At 51.2% G+C, this 25,363-nt stretch carries 24 protein-coding genes; 6 read left to right on the forward strand and 18 right to left on the reverse strand.

Annotated elements, in window-relative coordinates; genetic code table 11:
- Positions 1-8: 8 nt before the first annotated feature.
- The 6 genes from BKD14_RS09695 to rpiA all read right to left on the reverse strand — a co-directional run bounded on the left by BKD14_RS09695 (position 9) and on the right by rpiA (position 5,525).
- Positions 9-377 carry a pentapeptide repeat-containing protein gene (locus BKD14_RS09695; RefSeq protein ID WP_075655517.1) on the reverse strand — a complete coding sequence of 123 codons (369 nt, stop codon included), beginning with the start codon at positions 375-377 and terminating at the stop codon, positions 9-11.
- Positions 378-468: 91 nt separating this feature from the next.
- Positions 469-834, reverse strand: coding sequence for a diacylglycerol kinase (locus BKD14_RS09700; RefSeq protein WP_028233502.1), 366 nt, complete (start codon positions 832-834; stop codon positions 469-471).
- A gap of 80 nt (positions 835-914) precedes the next feature.
- Positions 915-2,294, reverse strand: a complete 1,380-nt coding sequence (locus BKD14_RS09705; protein WP_075655519.1) for a 3-deoxy-7-phosphoheptulonate synthase class II — start codon at positions 2,292-2,294, stop codon at positions 915-917.
- A gap of 260 nt (positions 2,295-2,554) precedes the next feature.
- A complete protein-coding gene (gor, locus tag BKD14_RS09710) occupies positions 2,555-3,949 on the reverse strand; it encodes a glutathione-disulfide reductase (RefSeq protein WP_075655521.1) in 1,395 nt (464 codons plus the stop codon).
- A gap of 255 nt (positions 3,950-4,204) precedes the next feature.
- Positions 4,205-4,732 carry a DUF2059 domain-containing protein gene (locus tag BKD14_RS09715; RefSeq protein ID WP_022710379.1) on the reverse strand — a complete coding sequence of 176 codons (528 nt, stop codon included), beginning with the start codon at positions 4,730-4,732 and terminating at the stop codon, positions 4,205-4,207.
- Positions 4,733-4,826: 94 nt separating this feature from the next.
- Entirely contained in the window at positions 4,827-5,525 is a 699-nt protein-coding gene (gene rpiA, locus BKD14_RS09720) for a ribose-5-phosphate isomerase RpiA (protein WP_022710380.1), read from the reverse strand.
- A gap of 273 nt (positions 5,526-5,798) precedes the next feature.
- On the opposite strand from rpiA, the gene BKD14_RS09725 reads away from it, so the two are divergent.
- Entirely contained in the window at positions 5,799-6,515 is a 717-nt protein-coding gene (locus BKD14_RS09725) for an HAD family hydrolase (protein WP_075655523.1), read from the forward strand.
- A gap of 23 nt (positions 6,516-6,538) precedes the next feature.
- Complete coding sequence (locus tag BKD14_RS09730) at positions 6,539-7,348, forward strand: class I SAM-dependent methyltransferase (RefSeq protein ID WP_075655525.1); 810 nt, start codon at positions 6,539-6,541, stop codon at positions 7,346-7,348.
- A gap of 34 nt (positions 7,349-7,382) precedes the next feature.
- On the opposite strand, the gene tgt is transcribed toward BKD14_RS09730, so the two are convergent.
- The 5 genes from tgt to coaD form a co-directional block, all read right to left on the reverse strand.
- Positions 7,383-8,516, reverse strand: a complete 1,134-nt coding sequence (gene tgt, locus BKD14_RS09735) for a tRNA guanosine(34) transglycosylase Tgt (RefSeq protein WP_075655527.1) — start codon at positions 8,514-8,516, stop codon at positions 7,383-7,385.
- A gap of 70 nt (positions 8,517-8,586) precedes the next feature.
- On the reverse strand, positions 8,587-9,663 hold the full coding sequence (queA, locus tag BKD14_RS09740) for a tRNA preQ1(34) S-adenosylmethionine ribosyltransferase-isomerase QueA (protein WP_075655529.1): 1,077 nt from the start codon (positions 9,661-9,663) through the stop codon (positions 8,587-8,589).
- Between the two features lie 142 nt (positions 9,664-9,805).
- Entirely contained in the window at positions 9,806-10,312 is a 507-nt protein-coding gene (locus BKD14_RS09745; RefSeq protein WP_075655531.1) for a peptidylprolyl isomerase, read from the reverse strand.
- A 58-nt stretch (positions 10,313-10,370) separates the two neighbouring features.
- Positions 10,371-10,970, reverse strand: a complete 600-nt coding sequence (locus tag BKD14_RS09750) for a peptidylprolyl isomerase (RefSeq protein ID WP_075655533.1) — start codon at positions 10,968-10,970, stop codon at positions 10,371-10,373.
- A gap of 26 nt (positions 10,971-10,996) precedes the next feature.
- Entirely contained in the window at positions 10,997-11,491 is a 495-nt protein-coding gene (gene coaD, locus BKD14_RS09755; RefSeq protein ID WP_028233504.1) for a pantetheine-phosphate adenylyltransferase, read from the reverse strand.
- Positions 11,492-11,785: 294 nt separating this feature from the next.
- Between coaD and BKD14_RS19310 the strand changes: the two genes are divergently transcribed.
- A complete protein-coding gene (locus BKD14_RS19310; RefSeq protein WP_175576078.1) occupies positions 11,786-11,962 on the forward strand; it encodes a hypothetical protein in 177 nt (58 codons plus the stop codon).
- Between the two features lie 201 nt (positions 11,963-12,163).
- Here BKD14_RS19310 and gyrA read toward each other — a convergent pair whose 3' ends face one another.
- On the reverse strand, positions 12,164-14,965 hold the full coding sequence (gene gyrA, locus BKD14_RS09760; protein ID WP_075655536.1) for a DNA gyrase subunit A: 2,802 nt from the start codon (positions 14,963-14,965) through the stop codon (positions 12,164-12,166).
- Between the two features lie 326 nt (positions 14,966-15,291).
- On the opposite strand from gyrA, the gene BKD14_RS09765 reads away from it, so the two are divergent.
- Positions 15,292-15,924 carry a MarC family protein gene (locus BKD14_RS09765; RefSeq protein WP_075655538.1) on the forward strand — a complete coding sequence of 211 codons (633 nt, stop codon included), beginning with the start codon at positions 15,292-15,294 and terminating at the stop codon, positions 15,922-15,924.
- A gap of 90 nt (positions 15,925-16,014) precedes the next feature.
- Here the strand turns inward: BKD14_RS09765 and BKD14_RS09770 are convergent, their stop codons facing one another.
- Together BKD14_RS09770 and rpsD are read right to left on the reverse strand one after the other, a co-directional pair.
- Positions 16,015-16,557 (reverse strand): single-stranded DNA-binding protein, encoded by a 543-nt coding sequence (locus BKD14_RS09770; protein ID WP_075655540.1) that lies wholly within the window; start codon positions 16,555-16,557, stop codon positions 16,015-16,017.
- 157 nt (positions 16,558-16,714) lie between these two features.
- Positions 16,715-17,332, reverse strand: coding sequence for a 30S ribosomal protein S4 (gene rpsD / locus BKD14_RS09775; protein WP_022711609.1), 618 nt, complete (start codon positions 17,330-17,332; stop codon positions 16,715-16,717).
- An 884-nt stretch (positions 17,333-18,216) separates the two neighbouring features.
- Here rpsD and BKD14_RS09785 point away from each other — a divergent pair.
- Positions 18,217-18,612 (forward strand): hypothetical protein, encoded by a 396-nt coding sequence (locus BKD14_RS09785; RefSeq protein WP_075655544.1) that lies wholly within the window; start codon positions 18,217-18,219, stop codon positions 18,610-18,612.
- Positions 18,613-18,758: 146 nt separating this feature from the next.
- Here the strand turns inward: BKD14_RS09785 and BKD14_RS09790 are convergent, their stop codons facing one another.
- On the reverse strand, positions 18,759-19,199 hold the full coding sequence (locus BKD14_RS09790) for a helix-turn-helix domain-containing protein (protein ID WP_075655843.1): 441 nt from the start codon (positions 19,197-19,199) through the stop codon (positions 18,759-18,761).
- Between the two features lie 202 nt (positions 19,200-19,401).
- Between BKD14_RS09790 and BKD14_RS09795 the strand changes: the two genes are divergently transcribed.
- Positions 19,402-20,043, forward strand: a complete 642-nt coding sequence (locus BKD14_RS09795) for an NAD(P)-dependent oxidoreductase (protein WP_075655546.1) — start codon at positions 19,402-19,404, stop codon at positions 20,041-20,043.
- A gap of 45 nt (positions 20,044-20,088) precedes the next feature.
- Here the strand turns inward: BKD14_RS09795 and map are convergent, their stop codons facing one another.
- The 3 genes from map to dnaE all read right to left on the reverse strand — a co-directional run bounded on the left by map (position 20,089) and on the right by dnaE (position 24,675).
- Positions 20,089-20,886 carry a type I methionyl aminopeptidase gene (gene map, locus BKD14_RS09800; RefSeq protein ID WP_075655548.1) on the reverse strand — a complete coding sequence of 266 codons (798 nt, stop codon included), beginning with the start codon at positions 20,884-20,886 and terminating at the stop codon, positions 20,089-20,091.
- A complete protein-coding gene (locus BKD14_RS09805; protein WP_075655550.1) occupies positions 20,883-21,095 on the reverse strand; it encodes a ParD-like family protein in 213 nt (70 codons plus the stop codon). The genes map and BKD14_RS09805 overlap by 4 nt, the downstream gene beginning before the upstream one ends.
- A 76-nt stretch (positions 21,096-21,171) precedes the next feature.
- Positions 21,172-24,675, reverse strand: coding sequence for a DNA polymerase III subunit alpha (gene dnaE, locus BKD14_RS09810; protein WP_139316376.1), 3,504 nt, complete (start codon positions 24,673-24,675; stop codon positions 21,172-21,174).
- Positions 24,676-25,363: the final 688 nt, after the last annotated feature.

A 25,363-nucleotide genomic window follows, 5' to 3' on the forward strand; every position in this document is an offset into this window, starting at 1 on the left:
GAAAGCGCTCAGGCTTTTGCCTGTTCATAGGCTTTAAACAGATCTGTTACGAGAACCCCGTTTATCCGCATTCCCGTCAAATCAGCATTCTTAATATCTGCATTTGCCAATGTAACACCATCAATAATCAAATGAGAGAGATTGGCATCCGTAATGGAAGTTCCGGACAAATTGACATTGTTAAAACGCGCACCGGCAAGATTAACATCATCAAAAACCGCATCGCTTAAATTCGTATCTGTAAATTTTGCATTCGTCAGAACAGCATGAAAATGGGCATTTGCAAGGTTCACACCGTGAAAATCAGCACCGGACATATCCGCCCGCTCATAGCGAACGTCCTGCATCTGAGGTCCGTTAAATACATCTTCACTCATAGCCGTCTCCTCCTGCCCGCTCCATAGCCATATCATAGTTTCACTTATTCAGACGGCTATTAAAACGCTAATATGTCAAACATATCGCGATTTAAGCAGAGAAAATCAGCGGACGAACAAGCGGCCAGAGATGATAAATCCAGATGGTTGCACACATGATCGAAGCGATCAGCACGGCAAGTGAGCCTGCATCTTTGGCAATCTGAATATCTTTCTTGAAATCACGGCTGATAGCGTTGCAGGTAGCTTCAACGGACGTATTGATGACTTCCACCAGCAACAGAAATAATACCGCGCCAACCAGCAACAGATAGGCTGCCATATCCGCGGCAACAAACCATGCCACAGGCAGCGAAACAAGCAGCAGAAGCAGTTCCTGCTGCACCGGCTTTTCATGGCGCGCCAGATGGTTCAGCGACCGCATAGAATTGATAAATGCTTTAAAAATGCGTTCCATATTGCCCCGCAATAAACCGGAAATCATAAAAATACGGGCGGGAAACCACGCCCCGCCCGTATAGTTTTAGCTATTTAAAATCAGGCATTTGCCGCGATTTTCTGAGGTTGTGAATCACGATCCTTCTTCAGAAGTTCCGCCACGAGGAATGCCAGCTCCAGAGCCTGATCCGCATTGAGGCGCGGGTCGCAATGGGTGTGGTAACGGTCGGACAGGTCTTCTGCAGAAATGGCGCGTGCACCACCGGTGCATTCGGTCACATTCTTACCGGTCATCTCAATATGAATACCACCGGCATGAGTGCCTTCGGCCTGATGCACTGCAAAGAAGCTCTGAACTTCTTTCAGAATACGATCAAACGGACGGGTCTTATAACCCGCAGCAGTAATCGTATTGCCATGCATCGGATCGCAGGACCAGACAACCTTACGGCCTTCCTTCTCGACCGCACGGATCAGACGCGGCAGATGATCTTCCACTTTGTCATAGCCGAAACGCGCAATCAGGGTCAGACGACCGGCTTCATTTTCCGGATTCAAACGGTCGATGAGGCGCAGCAGATCATCAGCTTCCAGTGAAGGACCGCATTTCATACCGATCGGGTTCTTGATACCACGGCAATATTCAATATGCGCATGGTCAAGCTGGCGGGTACGGTCGCCGATCCACATCATGTGGCCGGATGTGCCATACCAGTCACCCGAGGTCGAATCCACACGGGTCAGCGCTTCTTCATAGCCAAGCAGCAGAGCTTCGTGGCTGGTGTAGAAATCGGTTTCACGCAGCGCATGATTGCTGTCTGCGGTAATACCGATAGAGCGCATGAAATTGATGGTCTCGGAAATGCGGTTGGCAACGGCAACATAGCGCTCGTTCTGCGGGCTGTCCGAAACAAAGCCGAGCGTCCATTTATGCACGTTTTCCAGATTGGCATAGCCACCCTGTGCGAAAGCACGCAACAGATTGAGCGTTGCCGCAGACTGGCGGTAAACCATTTCCTGACGGTTCGGATCCGGAATACGCGATGCTTCATTGAACTCGATACCATTGATGACATCACCACGGTAAGAAGGCAGTTCCACACCATTCACGGTTTCCATGTCGCTTGAGCGCGGCTTGGCAAACTGACCGGCAATACGGCCAATTTTAACAACAGGCTGTGATCCGCCGAAAGTCAGCACAACAGCCATCTGCAAAAACACGCGGAAAAAGTCGCGGATATTGTCCGCGCCATGTTCCGCAAAGCTTTCTGCACAATCGCCACCCTGTAAAAGGAAGGCGCGACCTTCAGCCACTTCGGCCAGTTGCCTGGTAAGCTTGCGCGCTTCCCCTGCAAAAACCAAAGGCGGATATGTACGCAGACGAGCCTCGACATCGGCCAAAGCCTGCGCGTCCGGATAAGAAGGCACTTGCTTAATCGGCATGCCTCTCCAGGATTGCGGTGTCCAGTTCTTCGTCATTATAGCACCTGTAATATATTCTGATTTTATTTAGAGTTATCCCCTGCTGCACCGCACCATTGCAGTAACAGCCTTGCGTATATAGTCCACCGGAAGACAATGTACCAGCCGCAATTAAGCCGACAGGCTCCAGCCTTGTCATTTTTGCCAAGATTTAAGTCACATCTTGTAATTTTATGACGAAATCCATCAAAACTCACAAAAAAACCGGCGATTACCACCGCCGGTCTGTCACTCTGTCTCATGAGCGATACAAATAATCAGCCCTGACGCTGCCCTTTGACCAGCCTGTAGCTTGGCGTGTACATGGTCACGAACTCTTCCGCAGCGGAAGGATGCAGCGCCATTGTGCGGTCAAAATCATCTTTTGTCGCTGCCGCTTTCAAAGCAATACCAAGCAGCTGCGCCATTTCACCGGCATCCGGCCCGAGCACATGGGCACCCAGCACTTTACGCGTATCCCCATCAACAACCAGCTTGGTCAGCATTTTCTCATAGCGTCCGGCCAGCGTATTGCGCATCGGGCGGAAATGCGCGCGATAAATTTCAACATTGGCATATTGCTTCGCCGCCTCTTCCTCCGACATGCCAACAGTGCCGATTTCCGGCTGCGAAAAGACAGCGGTCGGGATCAGCTCATGGTCAGGGCGCATCGGATTGCCCTTAAATGCCGTTTCAAGGAAGCACATAGCCTCATGAATGGCGACAGGCGTCAGCTGAACACGATTGGTCACATCGCCGACAGCCCAGATATTCTCCACATTGGTATGGGAATATTCGTCAACAATGATTGAGCCGTCTTCCGCTTGTTTCACACCGGCATTTTCAAGGCCAAGTCCTTTTGTATTCGGTACGCGGCCGATTGCCTGCAGCACCTGATCGGCGGCCAGCACTTCACCATTGCTCAGTGTAACACTCAGACGATGCTCACCTTCAGCTTCTGCAACTGAGGTAATATTGGCTTCCGTGACAATACGGATGCCTTTTTCAATCATCGCCTCAGTAACCAGCCGGAACAGATCGCCGTCAAAACGGTGCAAAATCTGCTTACCACGATAGACCAGCGTAGTTTCAACACCCAGACCGTTGAAAATACCGGCAAATTCAACGGCAATATAACCGCCGCCCTGAATAGTAATCGACTTTGGCAGCTTAGCCAGATCAAAAACCTGATCGGAATTGATGCAAAGCTCATGCCCCGGCATGGCATCATCCATAAACGGATGACCACCGGTCGCGATCAGAATGGTTTCCGCAGTAACAGTTTTGCCGCTGCCGACCAGTTCAATTGTATGGGCGTCTTTCAGCACGGCACGATAAGGCAGAATCTCCGTCTTCGCATTATTCAGCCCCTTGGTATAAAGGCCTTCAAGACGGGTAATTTCAGCTTCTTTATTAGCAACCAGCTTTGACCAGTCAAAACTGGTTTCGCCGACAGTCCAGCCATAACCTGCAGCATCACTGAAATGTTCCGGAAACTGCGATGCATAGACATAAAGCTTTTTCGGTACGCAGCCGCGGATCACACAAGTGCCGCCCATACGAAACTCTTCTGCCAGCCCGACGCGTTTTCCCATAGCTCCGGCAAGACGCCCTGCCCGAACACCGCCGGAACCGCCGCCGATCACAAACAGGTCATAGTCATAACTGGTCATTTTAGTCTCCGAATTTTTTACGCGTTATCCGAATATGTTACCGGCACAATGGCTTAACAAGAGGAACCGTTACAGAACGTTACAACAGTCAAATTTGAGTTTGAATCGTTGAAACTGCTGTAACTCATTGTTTTTACGTATCATCCCACACAGTTTTGCTGGAAATGCCGTAAAGTCACAAGCTCAACGTGCCAAATAATATGCAACAAAAAAGCCCGGCACTCAGACCGGGCTTTTTCTGTCATTGAGACTGAATTACTCAGCAGCAGCCGGAGCTGCACTGCCGGCAGCTTTCGCCAGCACTTCACCAACCTGCATAGCCAGATCACGGGCAACGCCGTTCTGCCAGACTTCAGCAGCCTTCAGCACTTCTCGGGTTACAATCGGGCCTTCAGAAATCAGCTTCTTACCGGCTTCGGATGTATAGAAGCCGCTGATTGCCTTCAGTTCATCTTCACTGAAAGAATTTGCATAGGCACGGGCAGCTTCGGTTTCCAGATCGGAGCGGCGGGCAGCCAGTGCCAGAGCTTTATCATCAACTGTTTTGGTGATGATTGCTTCGAGATTCGGGTCTTTCTGGATCAGCTCAGATTTCAGAGCCTGTGCTGCACGTGGCAGAATGCCGTCAAACTGTTCGGTAGCGCCGATTGCAGCAATTGCAGCACGCGCGGCTGCCAGATGAGACTGCGAAGCCTCCTGAGCCTGCGCGAGATTGACACCAGCCAGTACTGTAAGCGCCGCCAGCGGCGCAATAAGACGGCGATAGCCAGTTGCCTTGGTCATATGGTCAATACTCCGTTTTTTATTCACTTTACACCGTTCTGTACGGCGTGAAATCTGTTTGTTCCGGCAATAGCCGACAGATATGTATTTAAAATTACGACAATGTACGGATGCCTGATGTGCCTGCAATAATCGCAGCACGCGCAAGCCCGATAAACAAACCATGCTCTACAACACCCGGAATGGCGAAGAGTGCGTCTGATAATGCTTTTGTATCCGGAATACGGCCAAAAGATGCATCAAGAATATAATGTCCGCCGTCCGTTACGAAAATTTCGCCGTCTTTCATGCGAAGATTCAACGGCGCTTCCAATCCGAGGCCGGCAATAGCCTTTTCAATTGCCAGCTTTGTTGCAGCCAGACCAAAACGATTCACTTCAACCGGCAGCGGGAAGCGGCCGAGTGTGTCCACCACTTTTGATTCGTCAGCAATTACGATCATAGCATCAGATGCGGCAGCGACAATTTTCTCGCGCAATAAAGCACCGCCGCCGCCCTTAATCAGCGACAGATCGCCATCCACCTCATCTGCACCGTCGATAGTGAGATCAAGATGCGGGGTTTCTTCCAGCGTAGTCAGCGGAACGCCCAGTTCAGCGCACAAAGCAGCGGTGCGCTCAGAAGTCGGCACGCCGATGATTTCGAAGCCTTCAGCCACCTTAACGGCCAGCAAACGCACGAACTCTTCAGCTGTGGAGCCGGTACCGATACCGAGCTTCATACCGCTTTTCACATGGGTTAAAGCCTCAGCGGCGGCGGCAATTTTCAACTGACGCGGATCAACTGAACTCATAAATCTGCTTCCCGTATTTCCATTTGCAGCTTTGGCTGCGAAACGCTTTATGCCTTAACAGGCCACGCGCGGTAGTCGCGCAAAACACCGTTAATGCTGCTTATTTCCGCACTGCTGTAGCACGAGCATCACGCGCGGCAAATATATTATTGTTCCCATTTCATCTATTTAGCGAAAAAGACTATCAATAAGCCGCATTTCAGGTAGGTTTTGCCAATGCCGCACACTTTCCGTGCCGTGTTCTGTAAAATAGCGATAAGCCAAAGGGCAGATATGTCTCATTCCTCCGCAACCACCACAGCGCAACCCGTTATCGTCTTTGATCTCGACGGCACACTGGTAGATACAGCTCCGGATTTGCTCGACAGCCTCAATCACTGTCTGATTGCCGGTGGTCTGACACCTGCCGATCCGGTCTCTCTGCGTAAATTTGTCGGATCCGGCGCGAAAGTGATGATTGAGCGTGCTTATCAGGCACAAAACCGTCAGCTGACGGATGAGGATATGAAAACGCTGTTTGCCCTGTTTATGGAGCATTATAACGGCAATATGCCGGGCAAGTCAGCCTTTTACCCCGGCGTACTGAACAGTCTCGACCGGCTGAGTGCCGCAGGTTATGTCCTTGCTGTCTGCACCAACAAGTTTGAAATCAGTGCCAAGGCATTGCTGGAGCGCATGGGTGAAGCGCATCGCTTTGCCGCGATCTGCGGACAGGACACCTTCCCTTACCGCAAGCCTGATCCGCGCCATCTGACGGATACAATTGCGCAGGCCAAAGGCGACCGTTATCAGGCGGTTATGGTTGGCGACAGCCGCGCCGACATTGACGCGGCCAAAGCTGCCGGTATTCCGGTGATTGCCGTTGATTTCGGCTATACCGATCTGCATGTCTCGCATTTTGAGCCAAGCCGCATCATCTCACATTTTGACGAGATGACACTGGATATGATCAGCGACTTGCTGGAGGCTGCAAAAGAAGCTGCTGAATAATTTTATACGACCTGTGGAGCGCTATGACCGGTAAGCAGAATATTCAAGCTACTCAATCCTTTGGCAAAACCATTGATTTTGGCAAAACTGCCTCTGATTACCGGAATTTTCGTGCCGGTTTTCCGCCGGAGTTTTTCGATGCTTTAAGCGCGAAAAACTATATCAGCCCTGAACAAACAGCGCTTGATATTGGCACGGGAACCGGCACCGTCGCCCGCGGTCTTGCACAAAAAGGGCTGATTGTTACCGGTATTGATCCGGCGCAGGCCTTGCTTGATGAAGCTGCAGAACTGGACAGAGACACAGGAGTTAACATCCATTACCGGACAGGCTCAGCCGAGAGCCTTACCGAAGCGAATGACAGTTTTGATCTTTTGACAGCCGGACAATGCTGGCACTGGTTTGATCGTCCGAAAGCGGCTCAAGAAGCAAAACGGGTTCTGAAACCTCATGGCCGTATCATTATCGCTCATTTCGACTGGTTGCCCTTTGCAGGGAATGTTGTTGAAGCAACAGAACAGCTTATTCTGAAATACAATCCGAAATGGACAATGGGCGGTGGCAGCGGAATTTATCCGCAATGGTTGCAGGATCTGGCAGAAGCCGGTTTCACAACGCTTGAAACTTTCTCATTTGATCTGCCGGTTTATTACAGCCACGAAGCATGGCGCGGACGTATTCGTGCAAGCGCGGGTGTAAAAGCCAGCCTGTCAGCTGAAGAAACGGTTCGTTTTGACAGTGAACTCTCTCAAGTTTTACTGAAAGGTTTTCCTGAAGACCCTCTGGCAATTCCCCATCGGGTCTGGGCTGTCACAGCGCGCAACACAAAATAAAAAAGCGGGATTTCTCCCGCTTTTTTATTGCCTGTTACAGAGGCGAAATATCGCCTTTGGCCCATTCCGCTGTAGTCTCTTCGAAGAAGTCATTGAAGCGGCCTGCCTCAATCGCATCGCGGATGCCCTGCATCAGATATTGGTAATAATGCAGATTATTCCATGTCAGCAGCATACCGCCCAGCGCTTCATTGGATTTCACCAGATGATGCAGATAAGCACGGCTATACTGGCTTGATGCCGGACAGGCTGACATTTCATCCAGCGGGCGATGATCCTCCGCATGACGCGCATTACGCAGGTTCACCTTACCGCGACGGGTAAAGGCCAGACCATGACGGCCTGCACGGGTCGGCATCACGCAATCGAACATATCAATACCGCGTGCAACCGATTTCAGCATATCGTCCGGCGTACCAACGCCCATCAGATAGCGTGGTTTTTCGTGCGGCAGGATCGGACAGGTCACATCCAGCATATCCAGCATCACCTGCTGCGGCTCACCAACAGCCAAACCACCAACGGCATAGCCTTTGAGATCCATATCCTTCAGCGCCTGTGCGGATTGCTCGCGCAGCTGCACATTATCGCCACCCTGCACGATACCGAACATCGCCTTGCCCGGCTGATCACCGAAGGCCACTTTACAACGCTCTGCCCAGCGCAATGACAGTTCCATTGCCTTCTGCATCACATTGAAGGATGCAGGCAGTGCGGTACATTCGTCGAGCTGCATCTGAATATCGCTATCGAGCAGCCCCTGAATTTCAATAGAACGCTCCGGTGACATTTCATAAGCGCGGCCGTCAATATGCGAGCGGAAGGTTACGCCCTGCTCTGTCAGTTTGCGCAACTGCGCCAGCGACATGACCTGAAAACCACCGGAATCGGTAAGGATAGGCCCCTGCCAGCCGCCAAATTCATGCAAACCGCCAAGACGTGCCACACGCTCAGCACCCGGACGCAGCATCAGATGATAGGTATTGCCGAGAATGATATCCGCGCCAAGGTCTTTGACCTGATCCATATACATGGCTTTGACGGTGCCTGCGGTGCCAACCGGCATAAAGGCCGGTGTGCGGATAGTGCCGCGCGGCATAGTAATTTCACCGCGCCGTGCTTTGCCGTCTGTTGCCAGCACTTTAAATTCAAAATTTTCACTAGTCATATCAAAATCTCTTAGTATTATTTTTCGCAGTTTCGGACGGAAAACCGGCTTCCACTTTTCCTGAAACTGCTCAGGCGTCGCGACGCGTCAGAAGGCTGGCATCGCCATAGGAATAAAACCGGTATTCATTGCTAATGGCATGGGCATAGGCCGCCTGCATTGTCTCGAAACCGCTGAAAGCCGAGACCAGCATGAACAATGTCGAGCGCGGCAGATGGAAATTGGTCATCAGCATATCAATCGCACGGAACTTATAACCGGGGGTGATGAAGATATCGGTCGCGCCGGACCAAGGACGGATAATGCCGTCCTCACCAGTTGCGCTCTCAATCAGGCGCAGCGACGTCGTGCCGACAGAGATAATCCGCCCGCCCCGCTCATGCACACGATTGAGTGCTGCTGCGGTTTCCTCAGAGACATAGCCGATTTCCGCATGCATTTTGTGGTCGGCAGTATCATCAGCCTTAACCGGCAGGAATGTGCCTGCACCTACATGCAGCGTTACAAAATGCTCTTCCACGCCCTTGGCGCGAATGCGCTCCAGCAGTTCCGGAGTGAAATGCAGACCGGCAGTCGGTGCTGCAACAGCGCCCTCTTCACGCGCATAGACAGTCTGATAATCCTGTCTGTCCTGCGCATCTTCCGCCCGTTTGGACGCGATATAAGGCGGCAGCGGAATATGCCCGACCGAAGCAATCGCTTCATCCAGCACGGCACCGGAGACATCAAACACCAGCAGCACTTCACCGCTGTCGTGTTTTTCTGCAACCAGAGCATCCAGCGTGCCTAGAAAACAGCTGGAACCCGAATGGCCGAAACGGATACGCTCACCTTCCTTCACTCGCTTTGCAGGGCGCAAAAATGCTTTCCAGCGATCAGCACCGGTGCGCATATGCAAGGTCGCACTCACGGTTGCGACTGTGCCGTCACGCTCACGCGTACCCTCAAGTTGCGCCGGAATAACCTTGGTATCATTGAAGATCAGCGCATCGCCTTCGCGCAGCAAGTCCGGCAAATCACCGACATGCAGATCCTGCAAAGGCTGATCCGGAATGACGCGCAACAGTTTTGCATGATCGCGCGGGGTAACCGGACGCAGCGCAATGCGCTCTTCCGGCAGGTCAAAATCAAACAGATCGACGCGCATCACTGGCCTCAATTTCGGGGAGTTCAAATTTTTCTAAAATTCGCATTGCCCTGCCATACAGAACAGCGGGCAAAAAATAAAGGGCGCGTTACGGCTTGAACCATAACGCGCCCCTCAAATCAGCAAGCTGACAGATCAGAAATTACAGATCAGCAGCGATTTTAGCTGAAGTAATTGAATCCGGATCAGTTACCGGCTCACCGCGCTTGATCTTGTCAACATTGTCCATGCCTTCAATAACCTGACCCCATACGGAGTACTGGCGATCCAGCCAAGGTGCATCAGCAAAACAGATATAGAACTGGGAGTTAGCCGAGTTCGGGTTCTGGCTGCGTGCCATCGAGCAGGTACCGCGTACGTGCTTGGTGTTGGTGAATTCTGCCTTCAGGTCAGGCTTGTCCGAACCGCCCATACCGGCGCGGGATGGGTTGAAGCTGGAACCGCCCTGTTTACCGAATTTCACGTCGCCGGTCTGCGCCATGAAACCATCGATCACGCGGTGAAATACAACGCCGTCATAAGCGCCTTCACGTGCCAGTTCTTTAATACGGGCAACATGACCTGGTGCCAGATCTGGATAGAGTTCGATTGCAACTGTACCTTTAGTGGTTTCCAGTACCAGTGTATTTTCCGGATCTTTATAAGCCATGGGGCTTCTCCTGTAGATTTTTCAGGCTGCAACTCAGACAGCCGCGTTTAAAGTAGAATTACTTACGATCGGCCAGAACAATGGCTTTAACGATACGGTCAGGATTATCAACCGCGCCATTGGCAGATTTGCTGCCTTTTTTGATTTTATCGACGGTTTCCATGCCGCTGACGACTTCGCCGACAACAGTATACTGGCCGTTCAGGAACGAGCCTTCATCAAACATGATGAAAAACTGCGAATTGGCAGAATCCGGCGATGAGCTGCGTGCCATGCCGACGGTGCCGCGCACAAATGGCTGCTTGGAGAATTCTGCCGGAATATTACCATAGGAGGAACCGCCGGTGCCTGCGCGACCCGGATTATAGTCCTTATCCGCATTACCGAACTGTACGTCACCGGTCTGCGCCATAAAGCCGTCAATCACGCGGTGGAACACAACGCCGTTATAAGCACCGTCGCGCACCAGTTTCTTGATCTGCTCCGCATGTTTCGGAGCCAGATCAGGGCGCAATTCAATAACGACATCACCGTCTTTCAGAGTCAGAACCACTGTATTTTCAGGGTCTGCGGCCTGCGCATTGACCGGCTGCAAAGCGGCAGTTGCTGAAAATGCGAGAAAGGCTGTGACAGCCAGAAATTTACGCAAAAAGGACATGATTTTTCCTGTGTGAAGCTAAATTCTTATTTTTTAAGCTTATGCTTTAGGGCTTTTTCGATAACAGGCGGCACGAAGCGGCTGACATCGCCCCCCATTGCCGCAATCTGGCGCACCAGTGTGGCAGTAATAAAACGCACATCGGGGGAAGCGGGCAAAAACACAGTCTGCACATCCGGTGCCATACCTGTATTCATACCGGCCATCTGCATTTCATAATCAAAATCAGTAGCATCGCGTAAACCGCGCACCATCAGCGTTGCGTTGAAACTTCTGGCAGTGTCCACCACCAGACCGCTGAAACTGGTATAATCAATACGGCTATTATCTTTGCCGAAAGCCTGCTCTCCGGCCTCGCGCAGCAGCTCAACCCGCTCTTCAAAGCTGAACATCGGGGTTTTACCCGGATGGACGCCGATAGCAACAATCACCTTGTCAGCCAGCCCGAGAGCCCCGCGCAGAACATCAAGATGACCATTGGTGACCGGATCAAATGATCCTGCATAGAGAGCTGTTTTCATACCCAATGAATTAATCATTATACTGACCAATTTCAATCTCTAAAGCGAAGTACATAACGGGTTCAGCAAAGAGCGGCGCAAGAACCGCTCTAAGCCTCAGTCTTACATCAAAAGCATAGGTTTACGCGCTCCCAAAGTGAACCTAGCATGAATAGACCGGTCAGAAATAATTCAAGTGAAAACGCCTATATTACGGGCAACACAGTAACCGCACAGATCTCACATGCCACAAAATGAAAGATTTTATGCAACCTTTGTGTCGCTTGCGCGTAATATAAGCGAAAGGATAAAATGATGATGCTATTTATTCTCGCAATCTCAATGATCGTCGCGATGATGTTTGCAGCCATTATCCTGATGATCGAAGAAAGTGCCTCCAGGCGTCTGAGCAATCAGAAATCAGTCTTCGACCTGCGCTCTGTACGGCGTGTCGCCCGCGGCACCAGATCAAAGCGCATTACACACGCATAAGTGAAGTGATAATATCTTGGTTTCGCCTAAATCAGGCCTAAATAGATACAAAATACCTCTTTAATCAGAGGGCAGTTGCAGCCGGAACCTCCAGTCCAGGCTTTTATTTCAAGGCGGTGTGAGAAGACACCGCCTTTTTCTTTATGTGAGCACAATAAAAAACGCCCCGTCAAAATGACGGGGCGTTTTTTGTTTCAGAGCTTATTCTGCGGCAGGTTCATCACCGCCCGTTTGGGGCGCTTCCTGAACCGGTGTCTGTTCACCGGCGGTTTCCGAGGTTTCATCCTCTTCATCATCGGTTTCAGAAATCCGCTCAACCGACACAACCTTTTCACCATCTGCGGTGTTAAAGATGGTTACGCCCTTGGTGGAGCGACCGGCAATGCGGATACCGCCAACCGGCACACGGATCAGCTGACCGCCATCCGACACCAGCAGGATCTGGTCGCTTGCTTCCACAGGGAACAGCGCAACCAGCGCACCGATTTCATCAGTCTTCGATGTATCAGTGGCGCGGATACCTTTACCGCCACGGCCGGAAATACGGAATTCATAGGACGAAGAACGCTTGCCGTAACCGAACTCGCTGACTGTCAGAACAGTCTGCTCATGGGCTTTCAGCTCTTCATAACGCTCATCATTGAGTTCCGCATCTTCGGTCACGTCTTCACCGACGACTGCGATATCTTCCACATCATCCGAGCCGAGGCTGCGGCGCTCAGCAACAGCGCGCTTCAGATAGGCTGTACGCTCGGCCGGTGTCGCTTCCACATGCTCAAGAATGGCCATGGAGATAACTTTATCACCGTCCGCCAGATTGATACCGCGTACACCAATCGAATTACGACCGGCAAAGACGCGCACATCATCCACACGGAAACGGATACACTGGCCACCGGCAGCGGTGAGCAGCACGTCGTCATTAACCGTACATGTATCGACCGAGAGGATTTCATCGCCCTCTTCTTCCAGTTTCATCGCAATCTTACCATTGCGGTTGACCTGAACGAAATCGGACAGCTTGTTACGGCGCACAGTACCGCGCGTTGTAGCGAACATCACGTCGAGTTCTGCCCAGCTTGCCTCATCCTCAGGCAACGGCATAATCGTGGTGATACGCTCACCCTGCTGCAAAGGCAGCATATTAATCAATGCCTTACCGCGGGATTGCGGAGTACCGATCGGCAGACGCCAGACTTTTTCTTTATAGACGATACCGCGCGAGGAGAAGAACAGTACCGGCGTATGGGTATTGGCCACAAACAGACGAGTAACAAAATCCTCGTCCTTCGTCGCCATACCCGAGCGGCCTTTGCCGCCGCGGCGCTGTGCACGATAGGTATTCAGCGGCACGCGCTTGATGTAACCGGCATGGCTGACGGTGACGACCATATCTTCACGGGCGATGAGATCTTCATCATCCATTTCAGCGCCGCCAAGGGTCAGTTCAGTACGGCGTGGCGTGGCGAATTCATCACGAACCGCAGCCATTTCATCCTTAACAATGCCGAGAATGCGCTCACGCGATGCCAGAATAGACAGGTAGTCTTTGATTTCTTCGCCGATCTTGTTCAGTTCATCAGCGATTTCATCACGGCCGAGAGCTGTCAGGCGCTGCAAGCGCAGTTCAAGAATAGCGCGTGCCTGCTCTTCCGACAGATTATAGGTGCTGTCATCATTCAGCACATGACGCGGATCGTCGATCAGACGGATCAGCGGTGCGATATCGGCTGCAGGCCAGCGACGTGTCATCAACTGCTCACGCGCCGTTGCAGGATCCGGCGCACGGCGGATCAGCGCAATAATTTCGTCGATATTGGCAACGGCAATCGCCAGACCAACCAAGACATGCGCACGTTCGCGGGCTTTATTCAGCAAGAATTTGGTGCGGCGGCTGACAACTTCCTCACGGAAATGCACAAACGCATTCAGCACTTCCATCAAGGTCAGAAGTTGCGGCTTACCACCATTCAGCGCCACCATATTGCAGCCGAAAGAGGTCTGCAGCGGGGTGTAGCGGTAAAGTTGGTTCAGCACCACATCAGCATTGGCATCGCGCTTCAGCTCAACAACCACACGATAACCGTCACGGTCGGATTCGTCGCGCAGATCGGAAATGCCTTCAATACGCTTGTCGCGTACCAATTCAGCCATTTTCTCAATCATGCTCGCTTTGTTGACCTGATACGGAATTTCCGTAATCACGATGGATTCACGGTCATTGCGCATCGGCTCGATGGTCACACGGCCACGCATCAGCACAGAACCGCGACCGGTGCTGTAAGCCGAATAAATGCCGGAGCGGCCGAGGATCAAACCACCGGTCGGGAAATCGGGCCCCGGAATGATCTCGATCATTTCTTCCAGCGACATTTCAGGATTATCGATCAGGGCAATACAGCCATTGATCACTTCACCTAAATTATGCGGAGGAATATTGGTGGCCATACCAACAGCGATACCGCCGGAACCATTGACCAGCAGGTTCGGATAGCGCGCCGGAAGCACTTTAGGCTCCTGTTCGCGGCCATCATAATTGTCCTGAAAATCAACAGTGTCCTTGTCGATATCTTCGAGCAGAACCGAGGAAACTTTTTCCAGACGGCACTCGGTATAACGCATCGCAGCGGCACTGTCGCCGTCGATGGAACCGAAGTTACCCTGCCCGTCAACCAGTGGTTCGCGCATGGAGAAGTCCTGCGCCATACGCACCAGCGCATCATAGATAGAGGCGTCACCATGCGGATGGTATTTACCCATCACTTCACCGACGACACCGGCAGATTTACGGTAGGAGCGGTTCCAGGCAAGCCCCATCTCATTCATGGCATGGAGAATACGCCGGTGGACCGGCTTCAACCCGTCACGAACATCAGGAAGCGCGCGGCTGACGATAACGCTCATAGCGTAATCGAGGTAGGACCGCTGCATCTCCTCCACAATAGAAATCGGTTCAATGCCGTTAAATTCGTCTGAACCGGGCGGCGGAGTAAGGTCTGTCACTATTCAAATATCTTTCATAAAGAATCGATTAGTTTTGATAGATTGTACTCTATCCCATAACATCAAAATCACGAAATTTCGACTGCCTTGCGGCGGCCTTCATACACACCAAATATAGCCGATTTTGTGCTTTTTTGGCATATTTATCACCCTGTCACGCATAAATCAGAGAATATTCTTGTTTCCCGTTCGGGACGGGCGCAAATACATCAGAATACTTCATCAATCGGCCTTTCAGAACCGGCACAAGAACCATCTTGCGCTTATACGGCAAAGACAGGCATAATTCTTACAATCATTCATAAAGAACAAGAACAGGAACACGGATGAGCTTTTATGACAGTCTCTTCAGCGCCTTTGTCACACTGCTCGTAACCATTGATCCGCCGGGGCTTGCACCGCTGTTTCTCGCCGTCACCACCGGCATGGATCGCCGTGAACGGGCACAGGTTGCCAAACGCGCCAGCATCATCGCCTTTATCATCCTCGCGCTCTTTGCCGTTGCCGGCGCGCAAATTCTGATGCTGTTCGGCATTACACTTGGCGCATTCCGCGTTGCCGGTGGTCTTTTGCTGTTCTGGATCGCATTTGAAATGATCTTTGAACGCCGTCAGGAACGCCATGAGAAAAGCGCGACGGTCGCCATCACCAAAGACCATATCCGCAATGTTGCCGCCTTCCCGCTGGCCATTCCGCTGATTGCCGGCCCGGGCGCCATCTCCGCCACAGTCCTTCTCGGTGGTACGTTTCCGACCATTGGCAGCAGACTTGCTTTGCTCGGCATTCTGCTTGCCTGTATCGTGCTTTCTTACATCGTATTTCTGCTTGCAGAGCGCGTGGATCGCTTCTTGGGGGAAACAGGCCGCTCCATCCTCACCCGCCTGCTCGGCGTTATCCTTGCGGCTCTGGCTGTGCAATTTGTTGCAGATGGTATCCGGTCATTGATTGTAGGAAGTTAGAGCTACCATTGTGTGCCCAATAGGGTGTCTGGCACTCTAAATAAAAAAGCCCGCGTCAAGCGCGGGCTTTTCTTTTTGAGAGAATAAGTCTCAGAACGGAATATCATCATCCAAATCATGGCTGAAACCGCCGGACTGCTGCTGCGGGCTGGAACGGCCGAAATCATTACCGCCACCGCTGCTGCCATAGTCACCGCCGCGCGATGAACCGCCGCCACCGGCAAAGCGATCACCGCCGCTGCCGCTGCCTTCAAAACGGCCGCCGCCACCGCCGCCTTCGCCACGGCTGTCGAGCATCTGCAACTCACCGCGGAATTTCTGCAACACGATTTCAGTTGTGTAGCGTTCATTGCCGTTCTGGTCTGTCCATTTGCGGGTCTGCAACTGACCTTCAATGTAAACCTTGGCGCCTTTTTTCAGATACTGTTCTGCAACTTTGGCCAGATTTTCGTTGAAGATTACAACGCTGTGCCATTCGGTCTTGTCCTTACGCTCACCGGACTGGCGGTCGCGCCAGCTTTCCGATGTTGCGATACGCAGGTTTGCAACCGGCTCACCGGAGTTCAGGCGGCGGATTTCAGGATCCGCTCCGAGATTACCGACGAGAATAACTTTATTGACTGAGCCTGCCATAGACCTGCACTCCAGATTTTTTTCTTACAGTTTGCGTGACAATACATAAGGCAGCCCCCCGAAGAAAGGGAAAGATAGCTTATCCAAAACAAAAAAGCCGCCGCGGAAATCCGCAGCGGCTCTGATTTCACAGCGGATAATTCCGCCATACTCACGATTAACGGGAGTAATATTCAACAACCAGATTTGGTTCCATCTGAACGGCGTATGGAACGTCGGACAGGCCTGGAACGCGGCTGTATGTTGCAGTCAGCTTGCCGTGGTCTGCAACGATGTAGTCAGGAACATCGCGTTCTGCGAGCTGAACAGCTTCCAGAACGATAACCAGCTGCTTGGACTTTTCGCGAACTTCAACAACGTCACCAGCCTTCAGGCGGTAGGACTGAATGTTAACGCGACGACCGTTTACGTTTACGTGACCGTGGTTGATGAACTGACGGGCAGCAAAGATGGTCGGTACGAATTTGGCGCGGTATACAACTGCGTCCAGACGGCTTTCCAGCAGACCGATCAGGTTTTCACCGGTATCGCCTTTACGACGAGCAGCTTCTTCGTAAGTTTTACGGAACTGCTTTTCGGAGATATCGCCGTAGAAGCCTTTCAGCTTCTGCTTTGCGCGCAGCTGAATACCGAAGTCGGACAGCTTGCCCTTACGGCGCTGACCGTGCTGGCCCGGGCCGTATTCACGACGGTTTACAGGGGATTTAGGACGACCCCAGATGTTTTCACCAAGACGACGATCAATTTTATATTTGGAAGATTCGCGCTTACTCATCGCATTTCCCTTTAAAAGTTTTACCGGCGCGGCAGCTTGTCTGCCTCGCTCGAAGGAAACGCGCCCTCCTCTGCCTTCTTGTTGTGAAGACTGACAGAATATTGCGACAGCGAATGTGGCAATTATTCACGGGACACGTCAACAGATACGGGGAATCTGTAAAGACGCCCTGAAATCCTGAGCGGCTTTTAAGGAGTGAAAGCCTGTCTTGTCAAGGCCTGCGGTGCAGACAGCGGCTTGTTTCCGTATCTTGATCCGAAACCGGCCACTTATGCTTCAAAACACATGCCGGTTTCTTACGTTGCAACATTGCCATTCCTTGAAACTTGCCTCAACTTAAATATCCGGCATTCCTAGAACAGAGATCGGCATGATAAAATTTATAATACGCATATATCCTGATGTAATCGCTGTTCTGTGCGGCCTTCTCATTATCCCATGGATACTCGGCGTTCCCGGGCGGCCGACACCGGCTCAATTATCAGGCTGGAACATCGGTTTTTTCGCCATATGCACCTATCTGCTACTCTATCAAACTATAAAATCCGTGAGAAATTTTGAGTTTTATAAAAAGAAGATTTCAATTCACCGGCCTGTTTCAAATATTCTCATTGCTGCGGCCTTATTCATTCCTCCGCTGATGGTGGCTTCATTTCTTTTGCTTGTTTATTCTTAACACCCCCACATCATTGGAAATGTGTCTGAAGTGAAAAACAGGGACTGCTCGATACATATTACTGTAAAACGATATAGAAGGCAGCTTTTAACCCTCATTTGCACTAAAATAGATCATAGTTTTCAGCGATATTTTAAGAACCAATATTAATCAGATCATCACGATCAACAAGTATATTACATTCAATCAATAAACGGCAGGATTTGCTATGTTAACTCTTCCTTTTAAAGCCTCTGTTGTAATAATTTCTCTTATCGGTTCATCCTCCCTTGTTCAGGCGGAAGCTGTGCCAAAACAGAGCTCTGACTTTAAAGCCAATTACAATCTGGCCATCAATGACAGCAAGGCAAAGCCGGAAACTGCTTTATGCTCTGCAACAGCGCATGATCTGACCAAAAACAAGAAATATAAATATGACCGCTTCGGCTTTACGCAAGCCGATTATGATGCTGCGCAACTGAACCGCAACAACGGCAATGTAACCGTCAGGCTCAACGGCGAAGCCCGTCAGCGCAACGGCAGTGCTGCATGGGATGCAATTACAGTCGACTGCAGTGTCAGCAAAAACAAAGTCCGCTCTGTATCCGTTACCGTGAAAAAATAACACGATAAGAAAGGAAGGCGCATTGTCAGAGCGGCCTGCATTCAAACCGGATCACGGCGCTCGTTCTATCTCTTTGTTTTTATGCGTATCTTATCCAAAAACCGGTTCCCATTTCTCAGGATACGCTCTGACAATGCGCCTTTGATTTATTGTTGCGCATCGAAACGCGCGCGCTCTTCACGCATGGTATGGCGGTTATCGACCGCCCATTGTCCCAGATTGTCAATCGGCTTTGCCAGCGACATTCCCAATGCAGTCAGCGAATATTCCACCTCCGGCGGTGAAGTCGGACGTACAGTGCGCAACACCAAACCGTCACGCTCCAATGAGCGTAAAGTCACTGTGAGCATGCGCTGCGAAATGCCCTCGATCAGACGGCGCAGCGCATTGAAGCGGATTGTACCCTGCTGAAGATTGAGAATAACCAGCAGGCTCCATGTATCCCCCACCCGATCCAGCACTTCACGGATCGGACATGTGCCGTTTTCGTCCTCGGCGAATCCTGCGGTATCAGCCAGAATCGGCGAGGTATTATTTCCATCATCATGCTGTGGCTCTGCTGAATTTTTCTTCAGCGCGGCATTCATCTGAGAGGTCATTACCTTCTCCTTCATTGCACGCGACCGTAAAATTGAACGGCAAAGCGCGCATTTGCAGGTGGTTACTTTGAAGTGACTTGCTGACTTTAAAGTGCATTCTTCACAGTCATTTCAAATCATATTACATAGTTACTTATCGTAACCTGATTAAAAATAATTCTTATCAATCTTATAATATGAGGTAAGTCCTATGTCAAAAATCGCAATCATCGGCGCCAGCGGCTATGTCGGTACAGCCCTGCTCAATGAAGCCGTGAAACGCGGCCATCAGGTGAGCGCACTTGTGCGCCATCCGGAAAAAATCGCTGCCAATGCCAATGTCACCGCCGTGAAAGCCGATGTTCTCGACACAGACGGACTGGCCACCCTTTTAAAAGGCCATGATCTGGTGATCTCCGCCTATAATCCGGGCTGGCAGGAAGCCGACATCCGCAATATTCACATCAAAGGCAGCAAATCTATCACTGAAGCTGTGAAAAAAGCCGGCATCAAACGCCTGATCGCCGTTGGCGGCGCAGGCAGCCTTGAAATCAACGGCGCTCAGCTGGTGGATTCCCCTGAATTTCCAGCGGAATATAAAGAAGGTGCGCTGGGTGCCCGTCAGGCACTCAATGATCTAAAAACCGAGAATGAACTGGACTGGTCTTTTGTCTCACCGGCAATTCTGCTGGTGCCGGGTGAATCCACCGGCACATTCCGTTTAGGCACAGATTCTCCGGTTTTTGACGATAAGGGCGAAAGCAAAATCACCGTCGGCGATCTGGCAGTCGCCATTCTTGATGAAGCAGAACAGGGCAAACATATCCGTCAGCGCTTCACAGCAGCATATTAAAATATAGAATAAAAAGGCCTGTAGTCACTGCAGGCCTTTTTCACATCAACTTGCTATCAAACCTAATCGTTTCGCCTGCGGTGAGTTCTTTTCATCCGCACGCAAGGTCAGCACCGAAACGCCTGTTGCCGTCACCGCAACCGTATGTTCGAACTGAGCCGAGAGTAACCCGTCTTTTGTGGTGACAGTCCATTCATCCGCTTCAGTTTTTACATTGCGTTGCCCCTGATTGAGCATCGGTTCAATGGTGAAAACCATGCCTTGTTGCAGAAACAGGCCGGTTCCGGGTTTACCGAAATTGAGAATTTGCGGTTCTTCATGCATTTCACGGCCGATACCGTGACCGCAATAATCATGTACGACCGAATAGCCGTTGCGCTTGGCGTGATGCTCGATTGCCCAGCCGATATCGCCGATCCGCGCACCCGGACGCACAGCAGCAATACCCATCCACATTGCTTCATAAGCTGTGCGCACCAACCTTTTAGCGGCAGCATTCACCTCGCCAACACAATAGGTCTTGCTGGAATCCGCGATATAGCCGTTCTTTTCCAGTGTAATGTCAAAATTGACAATATCACCGCTTTTCAGCACATCCGTTTGTGACGGCACACCGTGACAAACTACATGATTGACTGAAGAGTTCAGCACAAAACCATAGCCATACTGGCCTTTACTGGCCGGTCGGGATTGCAAATCCTCAATGATAAAGCGCTCGACTTTGTCGTTGATTTCAAGCGTTGAAACCCCTTCAAGCGGCGTTTTATCCAGCATATCAAAGACTGAAGCCAGCAAACGCCCTACTTCTGCCATCAGCGCCAGTTCCTGAGGGTGCTTAATCATGCTTCACTCATGCCCAGCGATGAAACAGCAACACCGGCAGCATTCAGCTCACGACGCATAATCTCTGAAAAACTGAGCGTCGGATTGGTTTCGCATAACATACCTATCTTAATCCAGAAGGCAGCCTGCGCATTAATAGAGCGGCAAGTCACCCTGCTCGCAAGACGCAGCTGCTCATGCAACTCGTCTTCAATATTCACAATACCCATAAGGCCTCACATATGTTTCATATACATACTATATACGAAACATATATTGAGTCTCAAGGTGAATAATAGTCAGCGATCAGCTGATGAGTTCCACATCGACCACACCGCTGATGGCCTTCATCGCGCTGGCAATCTGCGGGCTGATGCGGTAGCGATCCGGCAAAGCAACCTCCACCTCACGCTGACCATTATCCTTGATCACGATAAAGCTGACCTCGCCGTCACCACGGGTTTTGAAATAAGGCACGATCTGATCCAGTGCATCGCTGTTACGCAGGAACAGACGCAGCGCCTTTTGCAGTCGGCTGGCCTCATCCTCAAGCGACACGACCGTGGCAATGCGCAGGCTCACACCTTCCGGCCGATTCTCAGCGGAAACAGTAATTACTACCGAGCGACCGGGTTCCAGCAGGTCGCGGAACTGCTGAAGCGCTTCCGAGAACAATACCGATTCAAACTGACCTGTCGCATCAGAAAAGGCGATGATGCCCATTTTATTGCCGGTCTTGGTCTTGCGCTCCTGCTTGCTGATAACCGTTCCGGCAAGACGACCGTTGGTTGCGCCTTTCTTCACCGCATTGGAGAAATCAGCCCAGCTCTGAACACGCATTTTCTGCAGCGCTTCATTATAATCATCCAGCGGATGCGCGGAGAGATAGAAGCCTGCGGCCTGCAATTCGCGATGCAGTTTCTCTGATGATGTCCAAGGCGTTACCACTGGCAATTGCAGCTTTTCTTTCGGCACCAGACCGGTGCCAAAAATATCCGACTGCCCGCTATTGGCGTTTTCCTGCGTGCGCTGAGTATAGGCCATCAGACTGTCCATACCGGAACTCAAAGCTGAACGGTCAACACCGAAACAATCCAGCGCACCGGCATTAATCAGGCTTTCAAACACACGGCGGTTGACCATGCGCGGATCAACGCGCTCACAGAAATCCTCAAGGCTTTCAAACGGTTTTTCTTTCCGCTTGTCAACAATATGCTCAACGGCAGCATCACCAACGCCTTTGATCGCGGCCAGCGAATAGAAAATCTTACCTTCGCCTACCTCAAACGGGCGGTAGGATGTCATGACCGACGGCAGCACCACCTCAATACCAAGACGCAAGGCATCACGACGGAAATCATTGAGCTTTTCCGTATTGTTCATATCATAGGTCATCGACGCGGCGAGAAACTCAGCCGGATAATGCGCCTTCAGATAGGCGGTATGATAAGAAACAATCGCATAGGCAGCCGCGTGGGATTTATTGAAACCATAGTCAGCAAATTTGGCAAGCAGATCGAAAATCGTATTGGCCTGCGCCTTGCCGACACCGCCTTCAATCGCACCATCGACGAAACGGACGCGCTGCTTGTCCATTTCCTCGCGGATCTTCTTACCCATCGCACGGCGCAGCAAATCCGCTTCACCAAGCGAATAGCCGGAAAGCTCCTGCGCGATCTGCATCACCTGCTCCTGATAAACGATAACGCCCTGCGTTTCCTTCACCAGATGGTCGATTTTCGGGTGAATAGAGGCAATCTCTTCCTCACCATGCTTGCGCGCATTATAGGTCGGAATATTCTCCATCGGGCCCGGACGATAGAGCGCCACAAGCGCAATAATGTCCTCGATACGGTCAGGCTTCATCCCGATGAGCGCTTTACGCATACCCACCGATTCCACCTGAAACACGCCGACCGTTTCACCGCGTGACAGCATTTCATAAGTCAGCTTGTCGTCAAACGGCAGCGTTTGCAGATCGATATCGACGCCTTTACGGGCAATCAACTTCACAGCCGTATTCAGAACCGTCAGCGTTTTCAGACCAAGAAAGTCGAACTTTACCAGACCGGCCTGTTCGACCCATTTCATATTGAACTGGGTGACAGGCATATCTGAGCGCGGATCGCGATACATCGGCACCAGTTCCGACAATGGCCGGTCACCGATAACAATACCTGCAGCGTGCGTGGAAGCGTGGCGATAAAGCCCTTCCAGCTTCAGCGACATATCGAGAAGACGACCGACAACCGGTTCCTTCTCACGCTCCTCATTAATGCGCGGTTCTTCATTAATAGCCTGTCCGAGCGATACCGGATTGGCAGGGTTCGACGGCACCAATTTACACAGCCTGTCCACCTGCCCGTAGGGCATTTGCAGCACGCGGCCAACATCGCGCAGCACCGCACGCGCCTGCAGCGTACCGAAAGTGATAATCTGCGCTACCTGATCACGGCCGTATTTTTGCTGCACATAGCGGATCACCTCTTCACGGCGATCCTGACAAAAGTCGATATCAAAGTCCGGCATCGACACACGATCCGGATTAAGAAAACGCTCAAACAGCAGAGAGAAACGCAACGGATCAACATCTGTAATGGTCAGCGCATAAGCAACCAGCGAACCCGCACCGGAACCACGGCCCGGTCCCACCGGAATATCCTGTTGCTTTGCCCATTTAATAAAGTCCGAAACGATCAGGAAGTAGCCCGGAAATTTCATGCGGACGATGATGCTGATTTCGTAATCCAGCCGCTTGATATAGTCCTCGTGGGTATGGCCTTCCGCAAGGCCGAACAGCTTCAAACGTTCTTCAAGGCCTTCACGTGCCTGACGCGCCATTTCATCCGCTTCTGCCTGCAAAGCGGCTTCCGGATCATCGGATTCACCGGTAAAGCGCGGCAAGATCGGCGCACGGGTTTGCGTGTACCAATGGCAGCGACGTGCAATCTCGACAGTATTTTCCAGAGCCTCCGGCAAATCGGCAAACAATGCCGCCATTTCGCTCTGAGACTTCAGATAATGATCCGGTGTCAGGCGGCGGCGATCATCCGATGCAATGACCTGACCATCTGCAATCGCCAGCAAAGCATCATGCGCTTCATAATCTCCGCTCTGCTTGAAGAATGCCTCATTGGTTGCAACCAATGGCAGCTCATATTCATAAGCCAGATCAACCAGTTTGGATTCAAGCACGCGGTCATAACCGCGCTGGCGGTGCAATTCGACATAAAGACGATCGCCAAAGATGTTTTTTAAAAACTCAAGGCGGCTGCGCGCACGCTCTTCCCGTTCATTACTGAGCGGTTTGCCAATCGGCCCCTCTGCCCCGCCGGTCAGAAAAATCACATCCTCTGACAAATCCGGCAGCCAGTCGGCGCGGATATGCACCGGATCACCGGCTTCTGTTTCCAAATAGGAGCGGCTGACCAGCCGCACCATATTGGCATAGCCTTCCTCACTGGAAGCCAGCAGCACCACCGGTGACAAATCCAGCGCATCACGGCGGTTAATCGCACGGCCTTCCGGCTGATGGTCGCCAAAGGCAATATCAACAACACAGCCGATAATCGGCTGCACACCGTCTTTCGACGCCTTCTGCGCAAATTCCAATGCGCCGAACAGATTATTCGTGTCTGTTACGGCAATTGCAGGCGCATTATCATCCTTGGCATGGCCGATAATTTTGCCGATTTGCAATGCCCCTTCCAGCAATGAGTAAGCCGAATGCGTACGCAAATGAATAAATACCGGCGCTCCGGCAGGTAATTCAGAAGCAGCTACGGCAGAAACATCAGAAGGCAAAGGCATATACTCCGTCATTGCAACCATCGCCTGCCCGTTTGTGCAGTGATGTATCGCAGTAAAAAGCCTTACATAGAAACTCCATTCCAAGAATGACAGTTCTGTAAGACGGGAAAATCAAACCGGATAATGAACTGAAGCCTGTCAGACTCCGCCCATTCATCAGATCCTTTTTCCCGCAATGCCGTCATGATGTCCAGATGCATAAGTGCATTCCGTCAATCATTACACATTCTATATCTCTAGCTGGCTATATCTCTAGCTGGCTATATCTTCAGCCAGCTACATCATTAAACAGAGCGTGCCGCGTTTAATTGTATCCGCTGTGCTCGCTCTATCTTCTTGTTTTACGCATGTCGTATAGGAAAACCGGTGCCTACTTTTCCGCGACATGCTCTGGTTAAATCAGGCTTTGAGCAGCGTCAGAACGCTGCCAGCCACATAGCAAATGTTGCTACAAACAAACCGATGGAAATGAATGACATAACATCACGAACCAGATCAGACATGATATGAACTCCATTTGTTCTTGTATGTATGCAATTTGTTCCATTATTGTTCCGCAGTCAACCCCTCTTTGTTCACGTAAAAACATCTATAGTTAGTGAAATATGAACCGCTGATTTGCCGCCTGGTTATGTAAGCAGCGCCTGTTTTGTTTTTGATTGTAGTTTCAGCTATTTAAGCCGCAGCT

It is taken from the genome of Pseudochrobactrum sp. B5 (genome assembly GCF_001939785.1).
GTDB classification, from domain to species: Bacteria; Pseudomonadota; Alphaproteobacteria; order Rhizobiales; family Rhizobiaceae; genus Pseudochrobactrum; species Pseudochrobactrum saccharolyticum.

Bases quoted from the DNA above. Each gene is read 5' to 3' on its own strand.
- BKD14_RS09695 (WP_075655517.1), bottom strand. From the start codon at position 377: ATGAGTGAAGATGTATTTAACGGACCTCAGATGCAGGACGTTCGCTAT.
- BKD14_RS09700 (WP_028233502.1), bottom strand. From the start codon at position 834: ATGGAACGCATTTTTAAAGCATTTATCAATTCTATGCGGTCGCTGAAC.
- BKD14_RS09705 (WP_075655519.1), bottom strand. From the start codon at position 2,294: ATGACGAAGAACTGGACACCGCAATCCTGGAGAGGCATGCCGATTAAG.
- gor (WP_075655521.1), bottom strand. From the start codon at position 3,949: ATGACCAGTTATGACTATGACCTGTTTGTGATCGGCGGCGGTTCCGGC.
- BKD14_RS09715 (WP_022710379.1), bottom strand. From the start codon at position 4,732: ATGACCAAGGCAACTGGCTATCGCCGTCTTATTGCGCCGCTGGCGGCG.
- rpiA (WP_022710380.1), bottom strand. From the start codon at position 5,525: ATGAGTTCAGTTGATCCGCGTCAGTTGAAAATTGCCGCCGCCGCTGAG.
- BKD14_RS09725 (WP_075655523.1), top strand. From the start codon at position 5,799: ATGTCTCATTCCTCCGCAACCACCACAGCGCAACCCGTTATCGTCTTT.
- BKD14_RS09730 (WP_075655525.1), top strand. From the start codon at position 6,539: ATGACCGGTAAGCAGAATATTCAAGCTACTCAATCCTTTGGCAAAACC.
- tgt (WP_075655527.1), bottom strand. From the start codon at position 8,516: ATGACTAGTGAAAATTTTGAATTTAAAGTGCTGGCAACAGACGGCAAA.
- queA (WP_075655529.1), bottom strand. From the start codon at position 9,663: ATGCGCGTCGATCTGTTTGATTTTGACCTGCCGGAAGAGCGCATTGCG.
- BKD14_RS09745 (WP_075655531.1), bottom strand. From the start codon at position 10,312: ATGGCTTATAAAGATCCGGAAAATACACTGGTACTGGAAACCACTAAA.
- BKD14_RS09750 (WP_075655533.1), bottom strand. From the start codon at position 10,970: ATGTCCTTTTTGCGTAAATTTCTGGCTGTCACAGCCTTTCTCGCATTT.
- coaD (WP_028233504.1), bottom strand. From the start codon at position 11,491: ATGAAAACAGCTCTCTATGCAGGATCATTTGATCCGGTCACCAATGGT.
- BKD14_RS19310 (WP_175576078.1), top strand. From the start codon at position 11,786: ATGATGCTATTTATTCTCGCAATCTCAATGATCGTCGCGATGATGTTT.
- BKD14_RS09765 (WP_075655538.1), top strand. From the start codon at position 15,292: ATGAGCTTTTATGACAGTCTCTTCAGCGCCTTTGTCACACTGCTCGTA.
- BKD14_RS09770 (WP_075655540.1), bottom strand. From the start codon at position 16,557: ATGGCAGGCTCAGTCAATAAAGTTATTCTCGTCGGTAATCTCGGAGCG.
- rpsD (WP_022711609.1), bottom strand. From the start codon at position 17,332: ATGAGTAAGCGCGAATCTTCCAAATATAAAATTGATCGTCGTCTTGGT.
- BKD14_RS09785 (WP_075655544.1), top strand. From the start codon at position 18,217: ATGTTAACTCTTCCTTTTAAAGCCTCTGTTGTAATAATTTCTCTTATC.
- BKD14_RS09790 (WP_075655843.1), bottom strand. From the start codon at position 19,199: ATGAATGCCGCGCTGAAGAAAAATTCAGCAGAGCCACAGCATGATGAT.
- BKD14_RS09795 (WP_075655546.1), top strand. From the start codon at position 19,402: ATGTCAAAAATCGCAATCATCGGCGCCAGCGGCTATGTCGGTACAGCC.
- map (WP_075655548.1), bottom strand. From the start codon at position 20,886: ATGATTAAGCACCCTCAGGAACTGGCGCTGATGGCAGAAGTAGGGCGT.
- BKD14_RS09805 (WP_075655550.1), bottom strand. From the start codon at position 21,095: ATGGGTATTGTGAATATTGAAGACGAGTTGCATGAGCAGCTGCGTCTT.
- dnaE (WP_139316376.1), bottom strand. From the start codon at position 24,675: ATGCCTTTGCCTTCTGATGTTTCTGCCGTAGCTGCTTCTGAATTACCT.